This is a genomic window from Flavobacterium sp. AJR (assembly GCF_002156885.1).
In the GTDB taxonomy this organism is placed as follows: domain Bacteria; phylum Bacteroidota; class Bacteroidia; order Flavobacteriales; family Flavobacteriaceae; genus Flavobacterium.
The window spans coordinates 26,225-44,280 of the sequence record NZ_NCWQ01000065.1 but is presented as its reverse complement, the minus strand read 5'-3'; the positions used below and the strand labels follow the sequence as shown (position 1 = coordinate 44,280).

At 31.6% G+C, this 18,056-nt stretch carries 18 protein-coding genes; 11 read left to right on the top strand and 7 right to left on the bottom strand.

Features of this window, described 5'->3' with window-relative positions; all coding sequences use genetic code 11:
* Nucleotides 1–130 precede the first annotated feature (130 nt).
* The 11 genes from lysA (at nt 131) to B8T70_RS16720 (ending at nt 9,952) form a co-directional block, all read left to right on the top strand.
* Nucleotides 131–1,354 (top strand): diaminopimelate decarboxylase, encoded by a 1,224-nt coding sequence (gene lysA, locus B8T70_RS16770; protein WP_039117618.1) that lies wholly within the window; start codon nt 131–133, stop codon nt 1,352–1,354.
* A 388-nt stretch (nt 1,355–1,742) separates the two neighbouring features.
* Nucleotides 1,743–2,450, top strand: a complete 708-nt coding sequence (locus B8T70_RS16765; protein WP_207621542.1) for a hypothetical protein — start codon at nt 1,743–1,745, stop codon at nt 2,448–2,450.
* 126 nt (nt 2,451–2,576) lie between these two features.
* Nucleotides 2,577–3,752, top strand: coding sequence for a hypothetical protein (locus tag B8T70_RS16760; RefSeq protein WP_123912123.1), 1,176 nt, complete (start codon nt 2,577–2,579; stop codon nt 3,750–3,752).
* A gap of 54 nt (nt 3,753–3,806) precedes the next feature.
* Nucleotides 3,807–4,469, top strand: coding sequence for a hypothetical protein (locus B8T70_RS16755; protein ID WP_086895561.1), 663 nt, complete (start codon nt 3,807–3,809; stop codon nt 4,467–4,469).
* Between the two features lie 83 nt (nt 4,470–4,552).
* On the top strand, nt 4,553–5,104 hold the full coding sequence (locus B8T70_RS16750) for a hypothetical protein (protein ID WP_039117614.1): 552 nt from the start codon (nt 4,553–4,555) through the stop codon (nt 5,102–5,104).
* A 57-nt stretch (nt 5,105–5,161) separates the two neighbouring features.
* Nucleotides 5,162–5,686 carry a GNAT family N-acetyltransferase gene (locus tag B8T70_RS16745; protein ID WP_039117613.1) on the top strand — a complete coding sequence of 175 codons (525 nt, stop codon included), beginning with the start codon at nt 5,162–5,164 and terminating at the stop codon, nt 5,684–5,686.
* A 337-nt stretch (nt 5,687–6,023) separates the two neighbouring features.
* Nucleotides 6,024–6,536 (top strand): alpha-ketoglutarate-dependent dioxygenase AlkB, encoded by a 513-nt coding sequence (locus tag B8T70_RS16740; RefSeq protein ID WP_039117612.1) that lies wholly within the window; start codon nt 6,024–6,026, stop codon nt 6,534–6,536.
* 173 nt (nt 6,537–6,709) lie between these two features.
* Complete coding sequence (locus B8T70_RS16735) at nt 6,710–7,336, top strand: DUF2947 family protein (protein WP_086895560.1); 627 nt, start codon at nt 6,710–6,712, stop codon at nt 7,334–7,336.
* 207 nt (nt 7,337–7,543) lie between these two features.
* Complete coding sequence (locus tag B8T70_RS16730; protein WP_039115537.1) at nt 7,544–7,912, top strand: hypothetical protein; 369 nt, start codon at nt 7,544–7,546, stop codon at nt 7,910–7,912.
* Between the two features lie 197 nt (nt 7,913–8,109).
* Nucleotides 8,110–8,505, top strand: coding sequence for a VOC family protein (locus B8T70_RS16725; RefSeq protein WP_086895559.1), 396 nt, complete (start codon nt 8,110–8,112; stop codon nt 8,503–8,505).
* Nucleotides 8,506–8,770: 265 nt separating this feature from the next.
* Nucleotides 8,771–9,952, top strand: a complete 1,182-nt coding sequence (locus B8T70_RS16720; RefSeq protein WP_039115535.1) for a hypothetical protein — start codon at nt 8,771–8,773, stop codon at nt 9,950–9,952.
* A gap of 60 nt (nt 9,953–10,012) precedes the next feature.
* On the opposite strand, the gene B8T70_RS16715 is transcribed toward B8T70_RS16720, so the two are convergent.
* The 7 genes from B8T70_RS16715 to B8T70_RS16685 form a co-directional block, all read right to left on the bottom strand.
* Complete coding sequence (locus B8T70_RS16715; RefSeq protein WP_086895558.1) at nt 10,013–10,816, bottom strand: cytochrome c biogenesis protein; 804 nt, start codon at nt 10,814–10,816, stop codon at nt 10,013–10,015.
* Nucleotides 10,817–10,871: 55 nt separating this feature from the next.
* A complete protein-coding gene (locus B8T70_RS16710; protein WP_086895557.1) occupies nt 10,872–12,119 on the bottom strand; it encodes a cytochrome c biogenesis protein ResB in 1,248 nt (415 codons plus the stop codon).
* Between the two features lie 85 nt (nt 12,120–12,204).
* Nucleotides 12,205–13,698 carry an ammonia-forming cytochrome c nitrite reductase gene (gene nrfA / locus B8T70_RS16705; protein WP_207621543.1) on the bottom strand — a complete coding sequence of 498 codons (1,494 nt, stop codon included), beginning with the start codon at nt 13,696–13,698 and terminating at the stop codon, nt 12,205–12,207.
* Nucleotides 13,699–13,758: 60 nt separating this feature from the next.
* A complete protein-coding gene (nrfH, locus tag B8T70_RS16700) occupies nt 13,759–14,379 on the bottom strand; it encodes a cytochrome c nitrite reductase small subunit (RefSeq protein WP_086895555.1) in 621 nt (206 codons plus the stop codon).
* A 364-nt stretch (nt 14,380–14,743) separates the two neighbouring features.
* Nucleotides 14,744–16,366 (bottom strand): alkaline phosphatase PafA, encoded by a 1,623-nt coding sequence (gene pafA / locus B8T70_RS16695; RefSeq protein WP_039115526.1) that lies wholly within the window; start codon nt 16,364–16,366, stop codon nt 14,744–14,746.
* Nucleotides 16,367–16,491: 125 nt separating this feature from the next.
* Nucleotides 16,492–16,959: a DUF1456 family protein gene (locus tag B8T70_RS16690; protein WP_039115525.1), complete on the bottom strand. Its 468-nt coding sequence runs from the start codon at nt 16,957–16,959 to the stop codon at nt 16,492–16,494.
* A gap of 70 nt (nt 16,960–17,029) precedes the next feature.
* The gene (locus B8T70_RS16685; protein WP_086895554.1) at nt 17,030–18,040 is read right to left on the bottom strand and encodes a dipeptide epimerase; all 1,011 of its coding nucleotides are present in this window, start codon (nt 18,038–18,040) and stop codon (nt 17,030–17,032) included.
* Between the last annotated feature and the right edge of the window lie 16 nt (nt 18,041–18,056).

Below are 18,056 nucleotides of genomic sequence, written 5' to 3'. Positions count from 1 at the left end.
GGATTTTATATAAATTTAAAATAGCGCACAAAATGTTTGATTTTAAACAAATTGTTATAATTTGTTATTATTTTACATTTTATTGGTGGGTATTCAAAAGAGTAATAAATTTGTCAAAAATAGTTTAACAATGCAATCAAAAGATTTACTGCAATTAGCAGACCAATTTGGAAGTCCATTATATGTGTATGATGCTGAAAAAATCCAATCACAATACAACAGGTTAACTAAAGCGTTCTCTAAAGTAGAGAATCTTAGAATTAACTATGCCATGAAGGCCTTGTCCAATGTTGCAATACTTCAGTTGTTAAAGGATATGGGGTCTGGGTTAGACACAGTATCTATTCAGGAAGTATTACTAGGACTTCACGCTGGATATGAACCTGAAAGAATATTTTATACACCAAACGGAGTTTCTCTTGAAGAAATTGAAGAAGTTGCTGCAATGGGTGTACAAATAAACATCGACAACCTATCTATTCTGGAGCAATTCGGAACCAAATATCCTAATACACCAGTTTGTATTCGTATCAATCCGCACGTAATGGCAGGAGGAAATACTAATATATCTGTAGGACATATCGATAGTAAATTTGGGATTTCTATTCATCAATTGCCACATTTAGTGCGTATTGTAGAGAATACAAAAATGCATATCGTAGGTATTCATATGCATACAGGATCAGATATTCTGGATATTGAAGTGTTTTTATATGCTGCCGAAATTTTATTCGACGCTGCTAAAAACTTCAAAAACTTAGAATTCCTAGATTTCGGAAGTGGATTTAAAGTACCATACAAAAAAGATGATATCGAAACTGATATTGAAGAATTAGGTAAAAAATTATCAAAAAGATTCAATTCGTTTTGTACAGAATACGGAAAAGATTTAACCTTGATTTTCGAACCAGGTAAATTCCTGGTAAGTGAAGCAGGTTTCTTTCTGGCGAAAGTAAATGTTGTAAAGCAAACGACATCTACTGTATTTGCAGGAATCGACAGTGGTTTTAACCACTTGATTCGTCCTATGTTATATGGTTCACAACATCATATCGAAAACATTTCTAACCCTAAAGGAAAAGAGCGTTTCTATTCAGTTGTTGGGTACATTTGCGAAACAGATACATTTGCCAATAACCGAAGAATTTCGGAAATTAAAGAAGGTGATATCTTGAGTTTTAGAAATGCTGGAGCTTATTGTTTCTCAATGTCTTCTAATTATAATTCAAGATACAAACCAGCCGAAGTTTTATGGATTAAAGGCGAAGGACATTTAATTCGTGCTCATGAAACATTCGAAGATTTATTAAGAAATCAAATCGCGTTGCCACAAGAAGTTGCTGCAACAGTTTAAAATAAAAAAAAGAATGTCAATTTAAAAGATCCCATTCCCGAAAGGTGAATGGGATTTTTTTTTACTCAATATTGTTATTCTAATTGTCAGGTTTAGCGATCCCGAAGCTTCGGGAGAAGTTCATGCAAAATAACCACAAAGCTTAGAATTGAAATTTAATATTTTGGGCGTGTCCCTCCGGGTCAGGCTTTCGGCTTTATCTTTTGTTCCGTTTCTCTTCACAAAAGGATATCGCCTCTATCCTTCACGCAGTCCTTGTTTTCATAAGAAAAATATAAAATAATTAAAGATTTGTAAGTATTATTTTAATATTTTCGCAAGACAAGTCCAGCGCTTGCAAGACTAAATATATTAGGACTAATTATATAAAACTCAATAGAAAAGAACAATGAAAAACAGAATTTCTAAAATTGAAAATGATGTACAAGATAGAAATTCTCCAGCTTGGAAAAAACTTTGCGAGTATGTAGATAAAGTTGCAATTGAGAATGGCGATGAATTTTCTCCTGTTGAAGAACTTGGTAGAGAATTGTTTTCTCAAATACATACATTGCCAGAGACAATTTCAAAACTTAAGAATGTAAAAAAAATCAGATTGTATGGTAGCAATCTAAAACGTATTCCACCAGAAATTGGAGATATGGAATCGCTTGAAGATTTTGATCCTTATACCTCATATGACTTACATTGGTTTCCTTACGAAATTTTAAATTGCAAAAAACTTAAGAGTAGTAGAGTTAGCACAAGAGCATTATATGGTAATTATAAGCATAGAATGGGATTTCCTCGTTTAAACCACAATCCAGTTAGGTATTTTGGAGATACTATAAATTGTAGTGTTTGCAAAAAGGCAATTACTTACCATGAGACAAATCAATTATGGATTTCATTAAAAGTAGGGACAGATATTTTGCCCCTCTTAACAAATTTATGTTCAAAAGAATGTGAAGATAAACTTCCAAACCCATCAGAAAATTATGTTCAATTTCCTCACAAAGGAGGTTCAGACTTAAAACAACCTTTAGATGAAGATGAATTATTTGAAATAGAAATGAAAAAACACGAAAAGTCTGAAAAACTAAATCAGGAAAAATAGAGATATTAGATTGTCTTATCGAATTTCGACAAGATAATGTAACAAAAGATATCTTAAAAATAATAGATACCATTGATTAAAAAATAAACCTAAACCTAAACCTAAACCTAAACCAAAACCAAAAAAATGAAATTTGAATTCAATGATTTTTATCAAAATAATAAAAAATATTCATACGTATTTTGTTTGTTATTCGTGCTATTTTTTAATTGCAAAACCAAAGAGAGTAATATCCCAAAAACACACAAGAATCCTACATCAGATACTATTGCGTCGCAAAGTGATGATTCTATAGATCATAGTAGTGAAGACGAAATTGCTGTCAGGAAAAAATATATAGCTTTCCTAACTGATTTTTTAAATCAAAATGCATCGAAACAATCCATTGATACTTTAAATAATAGAGTAGAAGCAGCAATGGAAATTTACGCTAATTATAATGCACTTAAAGATTCAGATTTTATAGATGTAAACGATAAGTTAGTCAGTTTTATCGAGGGTAAAAATGATTTAAAAATACCTGAAAGTTTTTACACTGCAGGGTTAATGGAATCGTATGGCTATTTTAGTATTGCTGATGGACATCCTATAAATCATTTTAAAACAGGAGCGAAATTAGGGAATGTAAATTGCGTAAAATATTTAGCGATAATCTATTTTGAACGAATCCTAACGAAACATAATGCAACAGAATTATGTGATCCTGTTTGTATGTCTCATCGAGGTAGAAATTATATTGAAGATACCCATTTAGCAAGTTTAAGTAAAAAGGATATCTTAGGTTTTACTTCCCTTTCGAGTAATGTTTTATTAAAAACAATCAGTGATCACATCAACACAAAAATGACTGATGAAGAAATATTAAATTATGTTATTCATTTACGAACCCATTCAAATCCTATTTTTAATTTGAATGACATACAAATTAAAGAAGCTTTAGATAATCATAAAGTAGATTCTAAATCATATCAGGGTAGTAAGAGTAATGAGGTGTTTAGAAAAATTTTAGACAATAATTCTAACATTGATATTAGCGACGTTGCAGAGCTCTACACTTTTAATTATCCAGCCTACGATAATGAAGCTGTGTTTTTATTTTGGATTACATTAGATTTTGAGAAAAAAGGAATTGTAACCTACAATCAATTTATAGAGGAGTATGATTTACAAGAAAAGTACGGAATCATTGATTTAGGATCTCGAGAATTAATTAACGGTATATTAAAATATTTTATTGATCACGGAGATACTAAAAGTGAAGAATTATTAAAAGAATATGCTAGTATTGATAATTCAAATTAAATCTGTAAGAAGGAGTATAAGTATTAAAACATAATTTATTAATAATTACCACCAATGAAAAAAGTATTTTATTTGAGCATCTTATTCTTATCTATTCAAAATTTATGTGCTCAAAATATTATAGATTTCTTTTATTCGATTCCATCAGAATACGTAGATAGTCTATGTTATGTTGAAAGAAAAAGTTTGATTAAAAATAAAAGACTAGAAAAATATGATATGCTATACACAGTAGAGTATGATATTAAAAATGGGTATTTGCGGTTGGAACAAAGTTATCCAGATGGACCATCAGGATATGGGATTTACGAAATAGCATATTGGAATGTTAAAAATAAAAAGTTGATTGCACTTTCTAGTATTTTGGGAAGTAATGGAGGGTTTCATCAACATAATTTTAAATTTTTTGAATACAAAGACGAAAACTTGACCGAAGCAAGAAATGGTTATTTAAAAAGTTACACTTCAAATTTTGAAGTTTTTATAAATAATCTTGTTACTGAATTCACTAAAAAAAATACTAGTCAATCGGTTAAAGAGGATTTGTCAAGTACTCAATTTACAATAGAGCTACCTCGTAAAGGGAAAAATATAAGTGTGTCTTTTAAAGATAACAATATGAGTGATCCGGATTATTTTAATAAAAATTATGCAAAGCATCTAAACTTCAGGGAGAAGGTATATAAGTGGAATGAAATTAAAGAAGTTTTTGAATAATAATATCGGCTGAAGAGAAATCCCGACTTCGTTGCGTATAAAGCTAAATACTAGATAACAAGAAAAAATAGAAAATTAGGAATATGAAAATTAGAATTTTAATAGTTGCTGCATTCATTTTTATCTCTTGTAAAAAAGAAGAAAAAACGCAAAACGATAAAGTTGAAAGTTTAAAAGTTGATACAATAATAAAACCTCAAGAAAAAGAAACCAAGAATTCTGATACAATTGTAGTTTCTAAAAAGCATAAAGTAAACAAGATTTCCTGTGATTTAGATGGAGATGGATTGAATGAAACTGTTGAAATTGTAAGAAGTACCAAAAATGAGAAAAGCGGTTTAAGAATCATATTCGGAAATGGAAAAAGAACGGATTATTTAGGAATGGGAAATAATATTCTAGAACGAGGTTTTGATGAGATTGATTGGGCTGGAATATTTGAAAAAGCTCCCAAGAATGAATTATATTGGAATAATATAAATGACGAAGGCGAAATAATGGCTGACGAAGAAGTTAATGAAGCTGATAAAATAAAATTATTGAATGACGGAATATTTATTCACGCCGAAGAAAGTTGTGGTGGCGGGGTAATTTATTTAAAAGACGGAAAATACGAATGGATTCAGCAAGAGTAAATTGCTATGATAATACTCAAGTCCTAAGTTTATAAAAAAAACATAAATCATTTTAATTTGAAGTTAAACACAAATATTTTTATCAAAACTAAACGATTGATCTTAAAACCAATTGAAGAAAAATATATCGATGATATTTATGAAAGCTTTACTAGTGAGGTAACTAAGTTTATGCCTTTTAATCCTCAAGGAAATAAAAATGAGATTATTGATTTTGTTCTTAATTCTAAAAAAGGCTTATTAGAAAAAACAGATATAGTATTTGTTGTTCTTGATATTGATGAAAAATTTATGGGTTGCTGTGGAATTCATAATATAAATCCAGAATCGATAGAGGTTGGTTTGTGGTTAAAAAAAGAATCTCAAGGTCAAGGTTTTGGTACGGAGATAATTACCAAAATAATTGAGTTTATTGAACAAAATTTTAAGGTTGAATACATTTTATATCCTGTGGATGAAGAAAATATCGCTAGCCGAAAAATACCTGAAAAACTTGGATTTATTCCTTTTAAAACTTACAAAAAGCCAAAAACGGATACTAATGTTTTAAATATAATTGAATATAGAAAACATTACAGTTAATAGTAATTCTGTATTTAATCCTTGCTTAATCCTATTTCTTCTGAAATGGGATTTTTTTGTTTTATGTTAATTGAATCTGCTTGTTAAACAGAGAGAAGTCTAAGGTTTTCTACACAAACTTGTCTTTTAAAGAAATGAGAAGATTGTGGATATTGGGACTTAAATATTTAATAATTTGGGTGTTTACCAATGAAAAAGGGCTATATTCTTTTCTTCGTTTCATTTTGTAAAAGGATACCGTCTCTATCCTTGACGCAATCTTCGTTTTCATTAGACAATCATAACGACTTAAAGTCATTTGTAAGAAAAAATAAATATATTTGAAATAAAGAAAAAAATGAAAGGAATTACATTTGTTGAAAATTTTATTGAAAACCCAAACGAACTATTCGAAAATTTGAAGGTAAATGTGACATGGGACGAAAGAATGAGTGCCAGAAAAACTGCAAGTTTTGGAAAAGCATACAATTATTCTCAAATAGAATATCCATTCCAAGAATTTCTACCTGAACTAAAAGAAATTAATCAAAAAGTTTCGAAAATAATTGGTTTTGAACCTAATAATTGTCTCATAAACTATTACTTAGATGGAAAATCTAAAATGGGTTATCATTCAGACCAAATTGATATTTTAGAACCACAAACTGGAGTTGCAATTATTTCAGTTGGAGCAATTAGAATTCTGAAATTTAGAAATATATTAAATCCTGAGTTATTTGAAAGCTTTGAATTAACGGAAGGTAGTTTGATTTATATGACGCAAGAAGTTCAAGAAAATTGGCAACACTCGATTCCACAATCAAAAACAGAAATCGGAAGAATTAGTATAACTTTGAGAAAAATGATATAATGAAAAAATCATTGAACAAATAATACTGCTTTCGAAGTCTCCCGACTTTGTAGCTATAACAGTAGGAAAGTAGTAAATCAAAAAGATTAAAGATTATTAAAATGGGTACGAAGTCGGGAGACTTCACACAGTACGTTTATTAAAATGAAACTTTGCCACACTAAGATATAAATATGAAAGACTTGGAGAAAATAAATCTAGTTAAATTAAAACTAAATATAGGTCTAAGTACTGCGAAAGAATTAATTGATAAATTTAATGATGTCGATTTGGCTATTGAATCTTGGGAAAAACAAATTGAAGACGAACAAAAAGCTAGTCTAGATAAGAAATATGATTCTCTAGAAAAATTCTATTATTTTGAAAATGAATATTGTTATCCGACTTTAACTGATTTTGATAAACCAGAAATACAAGCCTTCACAAATAATTATTGTTCCCAAATTTGGAATAAATATATTTCAGAAAGTCAAAAACATCTTATGCTCATAAATAATCCTGACCAATGGAAAATAAAAAATGAAATTAAAAAAGGATACAATTGGCAAAATGACTGGAACGAAATTAATACTGAAGCTTTCAACGAAATTGTTAAGCCATTAATTGATTGGGAGGAAGATGATGAGGTTATGTTTTTTTGGAATAAATATTCAGGAATAGAATCTAAATGGGGGATAATTTGCAAATATTGGATTTCGTTTTTATACGATGATGAATCAAACATTATTATAAATCCTAAAAATAAAAAAGTAATAATCTTGAGTACAAATGGAAACTTATCTATTGCTGAAAGAGATTAGCTCTCCTCTGGCGCGAGCGTCCCGCTCGTGTCCATAATCTATTTCCCGTTTGTTTATCATATCATTTAGGTGACTTATGTTCACGAGCGGGACGCTCGCGTTAGCAAAATTGGTAACATAGATTTATAACATGAATTATCAAGGTTAACCTAATCTAGGCTTCATTTTTAATTTGTAATTTCGGCGAATCAAAAAAAATAACAAAAAATGAAATTACAAATACGCATTCTGATTTATTCCTTATTATTCTTTACCTATAGTTTTTCAACTTCATTTTTACTGACACTGGGCGAAAAATTAAAAGATCATAGATTTATAACTTTAGGCTGTGGTTTTCTTCTTATCAATTTAATTTTCTCTTTTAGGGTATTAAAATGGACTCCTTTACTAAATATAATATGCTCTGCTGTAATTGCATCTTTGGCCTTATATCTAGCATTGAAGTTTGGTGATTTACGTCTGTTTTCAAAATATGACCCTCATGGGATTAAAACGGCATTAATGGTTTACGCCTTTTTATCTATATTGTTTTGGGAAATTGTGTATCAAATAAAAAGTAGAAGGCAATTAAAATAGAACTATATGTTAGATGTACTTCGATGCATCTCTACAATACATTGTTTTGTAAAACAAACATTATCTTATATCTAATCTGAATCCGTAGAGGTGCGCAATAGTGCATCTCTATTTTTTTAATTTAAAAAGTCATAAATTTAGTGTGCGATTAATTATTTAATAATCGGAATTAAACTCTAATTTTTAAAATGAATCTTATGGAAACTAAAAAAATATGGGCTAATTTGGGAGTAGAAGATTTAGAAAGAACAACCAAATTTTATAGCGATCTAGGCTTTAAACGAAACGGTCACGGTGTATCTGAAGAACTAACAAGTTTTACTTTTGGAGACGATAATTTTATAATTCATTTTTTTATAAAAGATAGATTTAAGTGGGCTGTTGATGCTGAAATGACTGATTTAAAACTTGGAAATGAAATTATATTTTCACTTTCTGCCGAAAGCAAAGATGAAGTAGATCAATGGCTAAAGAACGTTAAAAAAGCAGGAGGAAGAATTTTCGCCGAACCACAAGATTATGGAAAAGGATATTTCTTTGGTTTTTCTGATCCAGATGGACATAAATTTAATGTTTTATATTGGCCAAAATAAAATATATTTTTGATTAAATACTGAAAGTCAAATTACTACGAGGTTACTATCTTGAAAAAAGCATCTCTAATTTAGCCCCGATGGGAGCGGTATCCTTTTTCTTGCCATCCTGACGGAGGAAGGATCTCAAGAAAAAGATTTAGCGTACAGCGGGAAGTTAGGTTGTTATGAAAATGAAAGTTTTTGCTTCTTAAATTTTAAATCATGATCCTATTTATCTGAATTGATCTAAAACAGATATATTTGCACTTTAAAAAATTAAGGAATGAAAAAGATTATAATACTTTTTTCAATATCGATTTTGGCGTTTTCTTGTGGTGTAAAAACTACTCAATCGTTGTTAAGTGATGGTGATTATGATGGAGCAATAAATCGTGCTGTTGAGGGATTAAGGAATAAAAAGGATTCTAAGGGGAAACAAGATTATGTTTATTTGCTGGAAGAGGCTTTTGCTAAAGCAAAAGAAAGAGATTTACGCAATCTTGATATGATGGCTAAGGAAGCTAATCCTGCTAATATAGAGCGTGTTTATAATACCTATATTCAATTAAATAATCGTCAGGAGAAAATAAGACCTTTGTTGCCATTACAATTAATGAAGCAAGGAAAAAATGCTTATTTCCCGTTTGATAATTATTCGGAGCAAATTGTAAGTAGCAAAAATGCGTTGTCAAAATACTTATATGAAAACGCTTCGGTACTTTTAAAATCTAAAAATAAACTGGATTTTAGAAAAGCGTATGATGATTTTGCTTATTTGGAAAGTATAAATCCCGGATATAAGAATACTAAAAAGCTTATGGATGAGGCTTTGTTTAAAGGAACTGATTTTGTTGATGTTTATGCTAAAAACGAAACGAATATGGTTATCCCAAAACAGCTTCAAAACGATTTGCTAGATTTTAGCACGTATGGTTTAAACGATAAATGGACTGTTTACCATAGCGCCAGACAGAAAAATGTTATTTATGATTACAGTCTAGTACTAAATTTTAGAGAGATATTTATTTCGCCTGAGCAGATTAAAGAAAAGGAGTTTATTAAGGAAAGAGAGATTAAAGATGGTGTAAGAACTCTTTTGGATGGTAGAGGAAGACCAGTTAAGGATAGCTTAGGTCGCGAAATAAAAGTGGATAATTATAGAACGCTTCGGGCAAATATATATGAGTTCAGACAATTTAAATCTTGTCAGGTAACTGCAAAGGTTGATTATATTGATTTAAAAGGAAATCAGTTAATACAATCATTTCCTATAACGAGTGAGTTTATTTTTGATTATACTTATGCAACTTATAGAGGGGATAGAAATGCTTGTGAGGATAGTTATATTGGCTATTTTAATAAACGTGCCGTGCCATTTCCTAATAACGAGCAAATGGTTTATGATACGGGCGAAGATTTAAAAGCCAAACTCAAGGATATCATCGTTCGGAATAGATTTAGATGATAGATACTTTATAAAAGTAAAAAAGAGCAACAACTAAAATATAGTTGCTGCTCTTTTTTTTTATGTATTGGAGTAGGTATGGACACTTTGCGCTGCAGAGGGCATATAGTTTACGCCGAACCAGCAAAGTAATAATACAACAAATGCTAATGCCAAGGTTATTAAAACGGGTTTAATACTATCTGGGTAACGGTAACGCATGTGTATATAAATTAAGTATCCTAACCAGGTAAGCATTGCCCAGGTTTCTTTGGGATCCCATGTCCAGTAATGTCCCCAAGCTTCTTTTGCCCATAAAGCGCCAAACAATAATCCTAAGGAAAGGAATCCAAAACCTACATATACTAGATTGTTTGCAAGTTGGAGTATAGCATCTTTATAAGTGCCTCTATAATATTCGTATAATCCATAACACGCTACAATAGATGATGCTGCTAGTAAGGCATAAGAAAAAATGTAAACCAAAACATGAGGAACAAACCAAATACTTTGTAAGGCTGGCATTAAGGCTTTGTTGTAGGTATCTGGATTAAGATAGTTAATGGTTAGGAATACTGTTGCCATAACCAAACTATAGTTTAAGAGCCATTTGTATTTCCATCGGGTATAGGTTATTACGCCTATAATGGGTAAGAATACTGCATACCAAAGTCTTGTTTCGCCAAGTGTGCGCATAGGTGGTCGCCCCAAGTGTTGCCATAAGTTATAGGTAAATACTACCATTGCCAAACCACCTAATGTTGCAAAAAGCAGTATAGGTACTGTTTTATTACGTGTGCTTTTTACAACTTGTAAAAGCATGCAGACTAACCAACAAATAATCGCCACAAGGGCGTAGTGAGAAAAATAGATCCAATAATTCATTTAAAAAATCTTAATTTATATACAATTTCAAACATTCATTTAAACATATAACTGTTTAAACTACGGTTCCTCTTCCTTTAAATATTAAATAAACTGCTCCTATTATCATCATGAAAATCCCAGAGTAAACAATAGGTAACCAAGGATCACGAACCAATTCTATGACGCTTAATTTGGACCATTTTCCGAATTTTTCATCATAACTTAATTGATACACTTTCCATCCGTTTACTTTATAAGGTTTATTGACTTCGATTACTGTTTTATCATTTTTCTCGTCTTTAACAAAAACATTTACATGCGAACTGTATTTTTTTGCTTCAGGCTGTAACATTACGATTGCTTCTTTATCGTTTAATTGTAAATAGGAATATTCGGTTGCAAAACTTCCGCAGCTAATCCATGCAGTAGTATCTATTGTAGCCGATTTTACTTCGACTAATGCAGCTGGTGTTGCTCCTTCTTCATTTACCTGAAAATAACCATTACCAGTAAACTTGCTATTTTCTATATAATTAATGATTTTAATTTTATAGCCTTTATAGTCATAGCTATCTCCTTTATTAATCATTCTAAGCGCGTTTACTCCTTTTGTCTCAATACTATTGTTTGTAATATCGGCAAATGCAAGTTTTGGGGCAAAGGTTTCCATGTCAAAGCTTGTAAGTTCAAATGCAATAGGCATGGGGATCATAACACCTTTTTCGTTTTCGGCTCCCCATACAAGTTGGTTTTCGTATAATTTCATTGTGTAGCGTTGTAAATCTCCACTACCTAAAATTCCCGCTGTCATTGCTATAAAAAGCCCTAAATGGTTTAATATAAAACCCCAGTTTTTCCATTGCCATGGAGTCATTCTATTAAGGGTTGCGAGACCAAGTGTAATAAGAAAATACAATTGCGCGATAATAAATGGCCAACTTGTTAATACAAATGAGAATCCGAATAAATCAGGTTTTACTCCTTCGACAAAATTTTGTTGAGGAAGCGTTCCCATGATAACGGCTTGTATTAAAACCAAAGTAATTGCACTAACAGATGCTGGAACTGATCTTAGCCATTTTACCCAAGGATGTGTCCTACTGGTAAAATGCAGCAAAAGTAACATGCCAATAAATAAACCACCGATGATATAATTTATAGGTGCTCCAATGGCTTTAATACTAGTTCTGGTTGTTATTTGTAATAAATAACCCGTTAGTAATAATCCGGCAGCAATTATAAAAGATTCTTTATAATCCCAAGGATATTGCCAGAGCTTTCTTTTTGGAATTTTATGTTTTTCAAAATTAACTAATCTCATTCTTTTCTTAATTTGGAACTTTTAATTAAAGAGGGTTGTAAGGTTGATAATAACTTATACAAACCCTCTTTATACTTATTGTTTGTTATTTGGCAGGATTAGAATATAGCAGTTGTTTTTTCTTAGCTTCATCTAGCCATTTAGGTAAAACTGTTTTTTTGAATTCGGTTTTATTGGCTTTCTCTTTGTCCATATCAAGACCTATGAATTTCTGCGCTTTTTCTTTGGTAGAAATATCAGGATATTGCATAGGTGTAGTTTGTCCTAATGAAGCCAATACTTTACTTAATTCAATCCTTGCTTCGGCAGCTTTGTTTAACCCATTTGTAATAACTCTTGCAGTTTCTAATGGTGCATGAAACGACCCTCCGTGAGATGCTGCTGTAAAGTCCCAACGCCATTGTGATTGACGAATTAATTTCAGGATACCTTTCATCTGAGCTTCTGTTGCTCCTTTATCCCAAGCTAGTTTTGCTTCTAGATGTGCTTTTACCAATTGGTCTTCTAGTTCAATACGTATTTGATGAATTTTTTGTTGACGCTCGTTTACGTTTGCAACCAATGTTTTTTCTTCTTCTCGGTGACAAACCTGACAAGAATTTGCTACGTTATTAAGTGGAGATTGTATTTTATGATCGGTAAATTTTTGACCTCCTTCGCTTTTATATGGCATATGACAATCTGCGCAAGAAACGCCTCTTTGTCCGTGGATACCCATTTGATGAATCTCATAATCTGGATGCTGTGCTTTAAGAATTGGTGCTTTACTTAATGCATGGACAAAGTCTGTAAAATCGATATCATCATAATATTTCTCCATATCCTCTACAGTCATACCGTTTTTCCATGGGAATTTTACTTTAACCGCGCCTTCTACAGATTTTTTATCAAAATAATATTCTACGTGACATTGTGCACAAACTAATGAGCGCATCTCGTTATGTGTAGCTTTGGTAATATCTTTTCCTTGCTCTTTAAAAGCTTCGATTAATGCTGGGCGTGTGATCTTTAGATTCATTGTTTTAGAATCGTGACAATCGGCACATCCTATAGGATTTACAATTTCTGGCCCTAAAGATGCCCATGTTTGTTTGTAAAACTCATCTATACCTAGTTTATCCATCATACGGGGCACATCTGGAGATTTACATACCCAGCAACTAGATGGCTGAGGTCCGTCTTGAGGTCCTTTAGGCGCTCCTGTTCTTAAGGTATTGTTGATGTCTTCTATGGCATAAAAATGTCCTCGGCCTTGATTGTAATCTTTCGCGAAAGCATAACCTGCCCAAAGAACTACCATACGTGGATCTTCATGTAGCATATCTCTCATTTTTCCGCCACCGTACATACTTGTAAAACTGGTATCGGCAGTTTGGTAATAAGTTTGGAACTCACGAGGATAATTTGCTCCCCAAACTTCATTTCTTGATTCAAATTCACCGACAGGAGCTAATACTTTATTAACAAATAAAGCTTCTGTACGACGTTCCATTACGCTATTAACTAATAAGCCAAGCATAAACACAACTAACATGGTAATGCCAAACATTACCCATCCTAACCATGGTTTGCGTTTTATAATTTCTTTTAGTGGTGCCATAATTATATCTGTATTTAATTGAAAATTTTAATTCTTATTCTATTTTGTTTGATTCGATTCTTTCTTTTTTGCAGTTTTTGTACTATCGGTTTGTTTTTGTAGCCATTCAGGAATAGGAGATTCCAACAAAGGAACTCTGGCATTTGGTACAGACGATAAACTATTTACTCTACCATGAGGAACTTCACGATGACAATCCCAGCATAGTTTTCCTTCACCATGTTTTTTGCTTTCCAGAGTTACTCCTGTTGTACTAACATTAGCATTAAGATCACTATGGCAACGTTGGCAGTTTTTTTGAACTACATCAGTACCAGCTTCCTTTATATGGATAACTTGTGGCTCTGCTCTCCATGTAAATACGGTTGCATGATAAATACCATCTTTTGCCTTAAAAAAGTATTTATTAAAGGCATTGTTGTGTGGTACATGGCAATCATTGCAATTGGTAACCCTTGCATGGGAGCTATGTTGCCAAGTAGCATAAAAAGGAGTCATTACATGGCAGTTAACACATGTTTTAGGATCGTCTGAGAGGTACGAGACTGCGTTAGATACATATAATAAATAAGCAAATAATCCCATTCCTATACCCACTGCCATTATAACAAAGGGTACCCATTTGCGTGGTGGTAATAAATAATTTAAAATCTTAATCATAATAATATCCCTTAATTGTAGTATTAAAAATATTCAGATATTTGCTACATTATGATGATATTTATCAGATAGTAAATTTTGATGTATATAGAAGTAAATTGCCTTAAAAACAAGGTAATCTAAGATGTTTTAACAATTTATAAGAATATTATTTTTTAAGTTTAAGAGATTTAACTGTTGAGGTTGTTTGCAAAGTTTAAAAAGAGTCTATAAATGAATATAAAATAAAGGAGTAAAATGTCTTTAATAGAGGCATGTGATATAAAAAGTAGCAATTTAGCCGAAGTAATAAAGGGAACTATTGTATAGCAAAAAGGGCTGTATTTATATAAATACAGCCCTTTTTTAGGATTAAGAAAAAAGATTATTTTTTCTCTTTGTCTAAAACTTCTTCCAGAACATTTGCTTCTGTTCCGTTCGGGAACGTTACTTTTATTTTTTGAGCAATTGTTGGTGCAATTTGAGTAATTGTTTTCTTGTTGTATGATTCCCCTTTTTTAATATGCCAACCGTAAAAAATTGCTGGAACGTGTGTGTCATATGTATATGGTGTTCCGTGAGAAGTTCCCGTTCCCATATATTCGATATAACCTGGTTTGTCTAATACAATTAAATCCCCGTTTTGAGTTACATCATATCCCTTTACAATAAAGTTTAAGTAGTAATCATTACCTGTAGCATTTAAAATGTCTTCTTCGGTATATACTCTTTTTACGTAATCCTGAGCCATTAAATAATCTTTGAAAGCTTGTTTAACTTTCACAAAATCAAATTTTTTGTTTTTGATTATTTCTTTATTGAAGAATAAGTTGAAGCTAGAATAGTTTAAAACTAAATCCTGACCAAACGTCTTTACAGAAAAATCAGTTAGGTTTTTACGGATATCTTTAGGGCTAATACTATTTACATTGTATTTACGATCTTTAAGGTAATTTACATTTTCTGCTCCGGCATGATCAGCTGTCAAGAAAAGTAAGTAATTATCTTTACCAACAGTTTTGTCTAAGTAAGCTAAAAAGTCGGCTATAGTTTGATCTAAACGTAAATAAGTATCTTGTAACTCCATAGAACGTGGTCCTAATAAATGCCCAACGTAATCTGTAGATGAGAAACTAACCGTTAAGAAATCTGTAATATTATCTTTTCCTAATTCTTCTTTTTCGATTGCTTTTTTAGCAAATTCGGCTAACAAGTCATTTCCAAATGGAGTAGAACGAATAACTCCAGCATCATTTTTATCATACATTTCTTTTAAGTTGTATGGAAAAACTGGAGCTGCACTATTGTATAATTTTCCTTCGTAAGGATTGTTGTCTGGTAAACTCTCGTTGTAAGTTGCAACTGGTTTATATAAATCCCAACCTTTGTTTATGTATGGTAAAAAATGTTTTTCGCTATTAAATTGTGTAACCCAATCAGGTAGTTTATCTCCATAAAAAGTACTAGAAATAAATGAACCTGTTTTGCTATACCAAAAAGCCCAATTAGCAAAGTGTCCAGCTGGTAAAATTGCACCACGATCTTTAAGACTTACACCAATTACTTTTCCTTCAAAATTGGTAGCCATTCTTAACTCATCGGTAATAGTTGTGCTCAATAAGTTTTTTGGAGACATTTCGCCTTCTTCCTTTGTACCATCGCCTACAGTTACTACACCAGCATCATCAGTACAGTACATTTGTTTTCCTAATTTTCGGCTAAACCATTCATTACTTACAATTCCGTGTGTTGCAGGAGTTGTTCCTGTGTAAATAGATGCATGTCCAGGAGCAGTGTAAGTAGGCATGTAATTGTAATGCATGTTCTGAAACGTGTATCCATTATTCATAAGCCTTTTGAAGCCATTAGGAGTAAAGTCATCAGAGAATCGATAGAGATATTCCATCTTCATTTGATCCACAACAATTCCAACTACTAGTTTTGGACGCTCTTGTGCATTTATTTGGGTAACGAATACAAATGCTAAAAATAAAATAAGTCTTTTCATGTTTTAATATCTAATTTTAGACAAAAATACAGATTCGAATTTAAAATGAATTCAGAATTGGGATTGAAAACACAAAAATGGTTTCACTTTAACATAATGGCATAAAAAAAATCCTAAGTGTGAGCTTAGGATTTTTTGTTTTTACCGAAGTTGAATTTTACTTTTTCAACTACTTGTATTTTTGGAGTAGACTTACTATTATTCTTTTTAAAAGGCTTTTTTGCACCAGTTCCAGATTTAGATGGCCTTTGATCTCCTCTGGCACTTTCTTCATCTTTTGGTTTAGCTTTAAATTCTGGTCTTTCCTTTGTGCTATCTTTAGCAGGAATTTCTGCTTTGTGTTTAGCTAAAACCTCATTAGGGTTTTTAGGATTTTCTTTTGTTCCTCTTAAATGAATTACCAATCCGTTTAAGAAGTTACGCAATACCTGATCGCCACACTCCATATAGTTCTCATGGTCTTCGGCTCTAAAAAAAGCGCCCAACTCTGATTTTGAAATTCTAAAATCTACCAATTCTAATATTTCAACTATTTGGTCGTCACGGAGCATTAAGGCTACGCGTAGTTTTTTTAGGATATCGTTATTTGTCATCGTTTAATTTTTTACAAAGGTACGTTTTAAAAGTAATTCAATAGTCACTTTCCTTATATTGAAATTACGATTAATATAAGATAACTCCCGTTCCGTTACCTTCGGCATATTTTATTTCTCCATTTTGTATTATAACACCACTTGCTATATCTTTTTCTAATAGCAAAGCACCGTCCATATCAACATAATCGAGTTCTGGTAATAAATGAGCAATTGCAGAAATTCCAACAGTAGATTCGGTCATACAACCTATCATTGTTTTTAATCCTAATTGTTTTGCTTCATGTAGCATTCGTCGTCCGGGCGTGATACCACCACATTTCATTAATTTTATATTTACACCATGAAAATGATTATGGCACTTAGCAATATCACTTTCGATAATACAACTTTCATCGGCTACAATTGGCAAAACCGAATGTTTAAAAACTTCTCGATGCCCTTTCCAATCATCTGCTTTGAGAGGTTGCTCCAGAAATTCGACTCCTAGTTTTTTTAGTTCAATGGCATTTTTAATAGTTTCATCAACATTCCAACCACAATTGGCATCAATCCTAAAAACAGCATTACTGTGTTTTCTTAATTCAGTTACTATGGCGATATCCTCTGGAGTTCCTAACTTAATTTTATAAATAGGCCATGGGAGTTCTTTCATTTTTGAAACCATTTTTTCGATAGAATCAATTCCGATAGTATAATTGGTCAGTGGATTATTTTCGATAGTATAATTCCATAATTGATATAGCTTCTTACCTTGTTTTCTAGCATACCAATCATTATATGCATTGTCTAATGCACATAATGCAAATTTATTTTCTTGTAATAATGGATTTATTTTTGTCCAAAATTCTTCGGGAGTTTCATTGTCGATAGTTTCAATTATCGGTCTGATTTTCTCGATATCATTTTCTAGTATCGGAATTGTAATATTATAATATGGATTAGATGTTGCTTCGCCAAAACCTGAAAATCCGTCTTTTTTTAATTCGACAATTACCGTTGGTTGGTAATCAATTGTTTTTCTTGAAATCCTAAATGTGTGTTTTAATTTAAGATCGTATGCTCTGATAATTAATTGCATTTCTGATGTTTTTGTA

What these genes read in the sequence shown, in the direction of transcription:
- B8T70_RS16760 (WP_123912123.1), top strand. Translation starts at nt 2,577, where the DNA reads ATGAAATTTGAATTCAATGATTTTTATCAAAATAATAAAAAATATTCA.
- B8T70_RS16685 (WP_086895554.1), bottom strand. Translation starts at nt 18,040, where the DNA reads ATGCAATTAATTATCAGAGCATACGATCTTAAATTAAAACACACATTT.
- B8T70_RS16730 (WP_039115537.1), top strand. Translation starts at nt 7,544, where the DNA reads ATGAAATTACAAATACGCATTCTGATTTATTCCTTATTATTCTTTACC.
- B8T70_RS16755 (WP_086895561.1), top strand. Translation starts at nt 3,807, where the DNA reads ATGAAAAAAGTATTTTATTTGAGCATCTTATTCTTATCTATTCAAAAT.
- B8T70_RS16690 (WP_039115525.1), bottom strand. Translation starts at nt 16,959, where the DNA reads ATGACAAATAACGATATCCTAAAAAAACTACGCGTAGCCTTAATGCTC.
- B8T70_RS16710 (WP_086895557.1), bottom strand. Translation starts at nt 12,119, where the DNA reads ATGAGATTAGTTAATTTTGAAAAACATAAAATTCCAAAAAGAAAGCTC.
- B8T70_RS16715 (WP_086895558.1), bottom strand. Translation starts at nt 10,816, where the DNA reads ATGAATTATTGGATCTATTTTTCTCACTACGCCCTTGTGGCGATTATT.
- B8T70_RS16735 (WP_086895560.1), top strand. Translation starts at nt 6,710, where the DNA reads ATGAAAGACTTGGAGAAAATAAATCTAGTTAAATTAAAACTAAATATA.
- B8T70_RS16725 (WP_086895559.1), top strand. Translation starts at nt 8,110, where the DNA reads ATGGAAACTAAAAAAATATGGGCTAATTTGGGAGTAGAAGATTTAGAA.
- lysA (WP_039117618.1), top strand. Translation starts at nt 131, where the DNA reads ATGCAATCAAAAGATTTACTGCAATTAGCAGACCAATTTGGAAGTCCA.
- B8T70_RS16765 (WP_207621542.1), top strand. Translation starts at nt 1,743, where the DNA reads ATGAAAAACAGAATTTCTAAAATTGAAAATGATGTACAAGATAGAAAT.
- nrfH (WP_086895555.1), bottom strand. Translation starts at nt 14,379, where the DNA reads ATGATTAAGATTTTAAATTATTTATTACCACCACGCAAATGGGTACCC.
- pafA (WP_039115526.1), bottom strand. Translation starts at nt 16,366, where the DNA reads ATGAAAAGACTTATTTTATTTTTAGCATTTGTATTCGTTACCCAAATA.
- B8T70_RS16740 (WP_039117612.1), top strand. Translation starts at nt 6,024, where the DNA reads ATGAAAGGAATTACATTTGTTGAAAATTTTATTGAAAACCCAAACGAA.
- B8T70_RS16720 (WP_039115535.1), top strand. Translation starts at nt 8,771, where the DNA reads ATGAAAAAGATTATAATACTTTTTTCAATATCGATTTTGGCGTTTTCT.
- B8T70_RS16750 (WP_039117614.1), top strand. Translation starts at nt 4,553, where the DNA reads ATGAAAATTAGAATTTTAATAGTTGCTGCATTCATTTTTATCTCTTGT.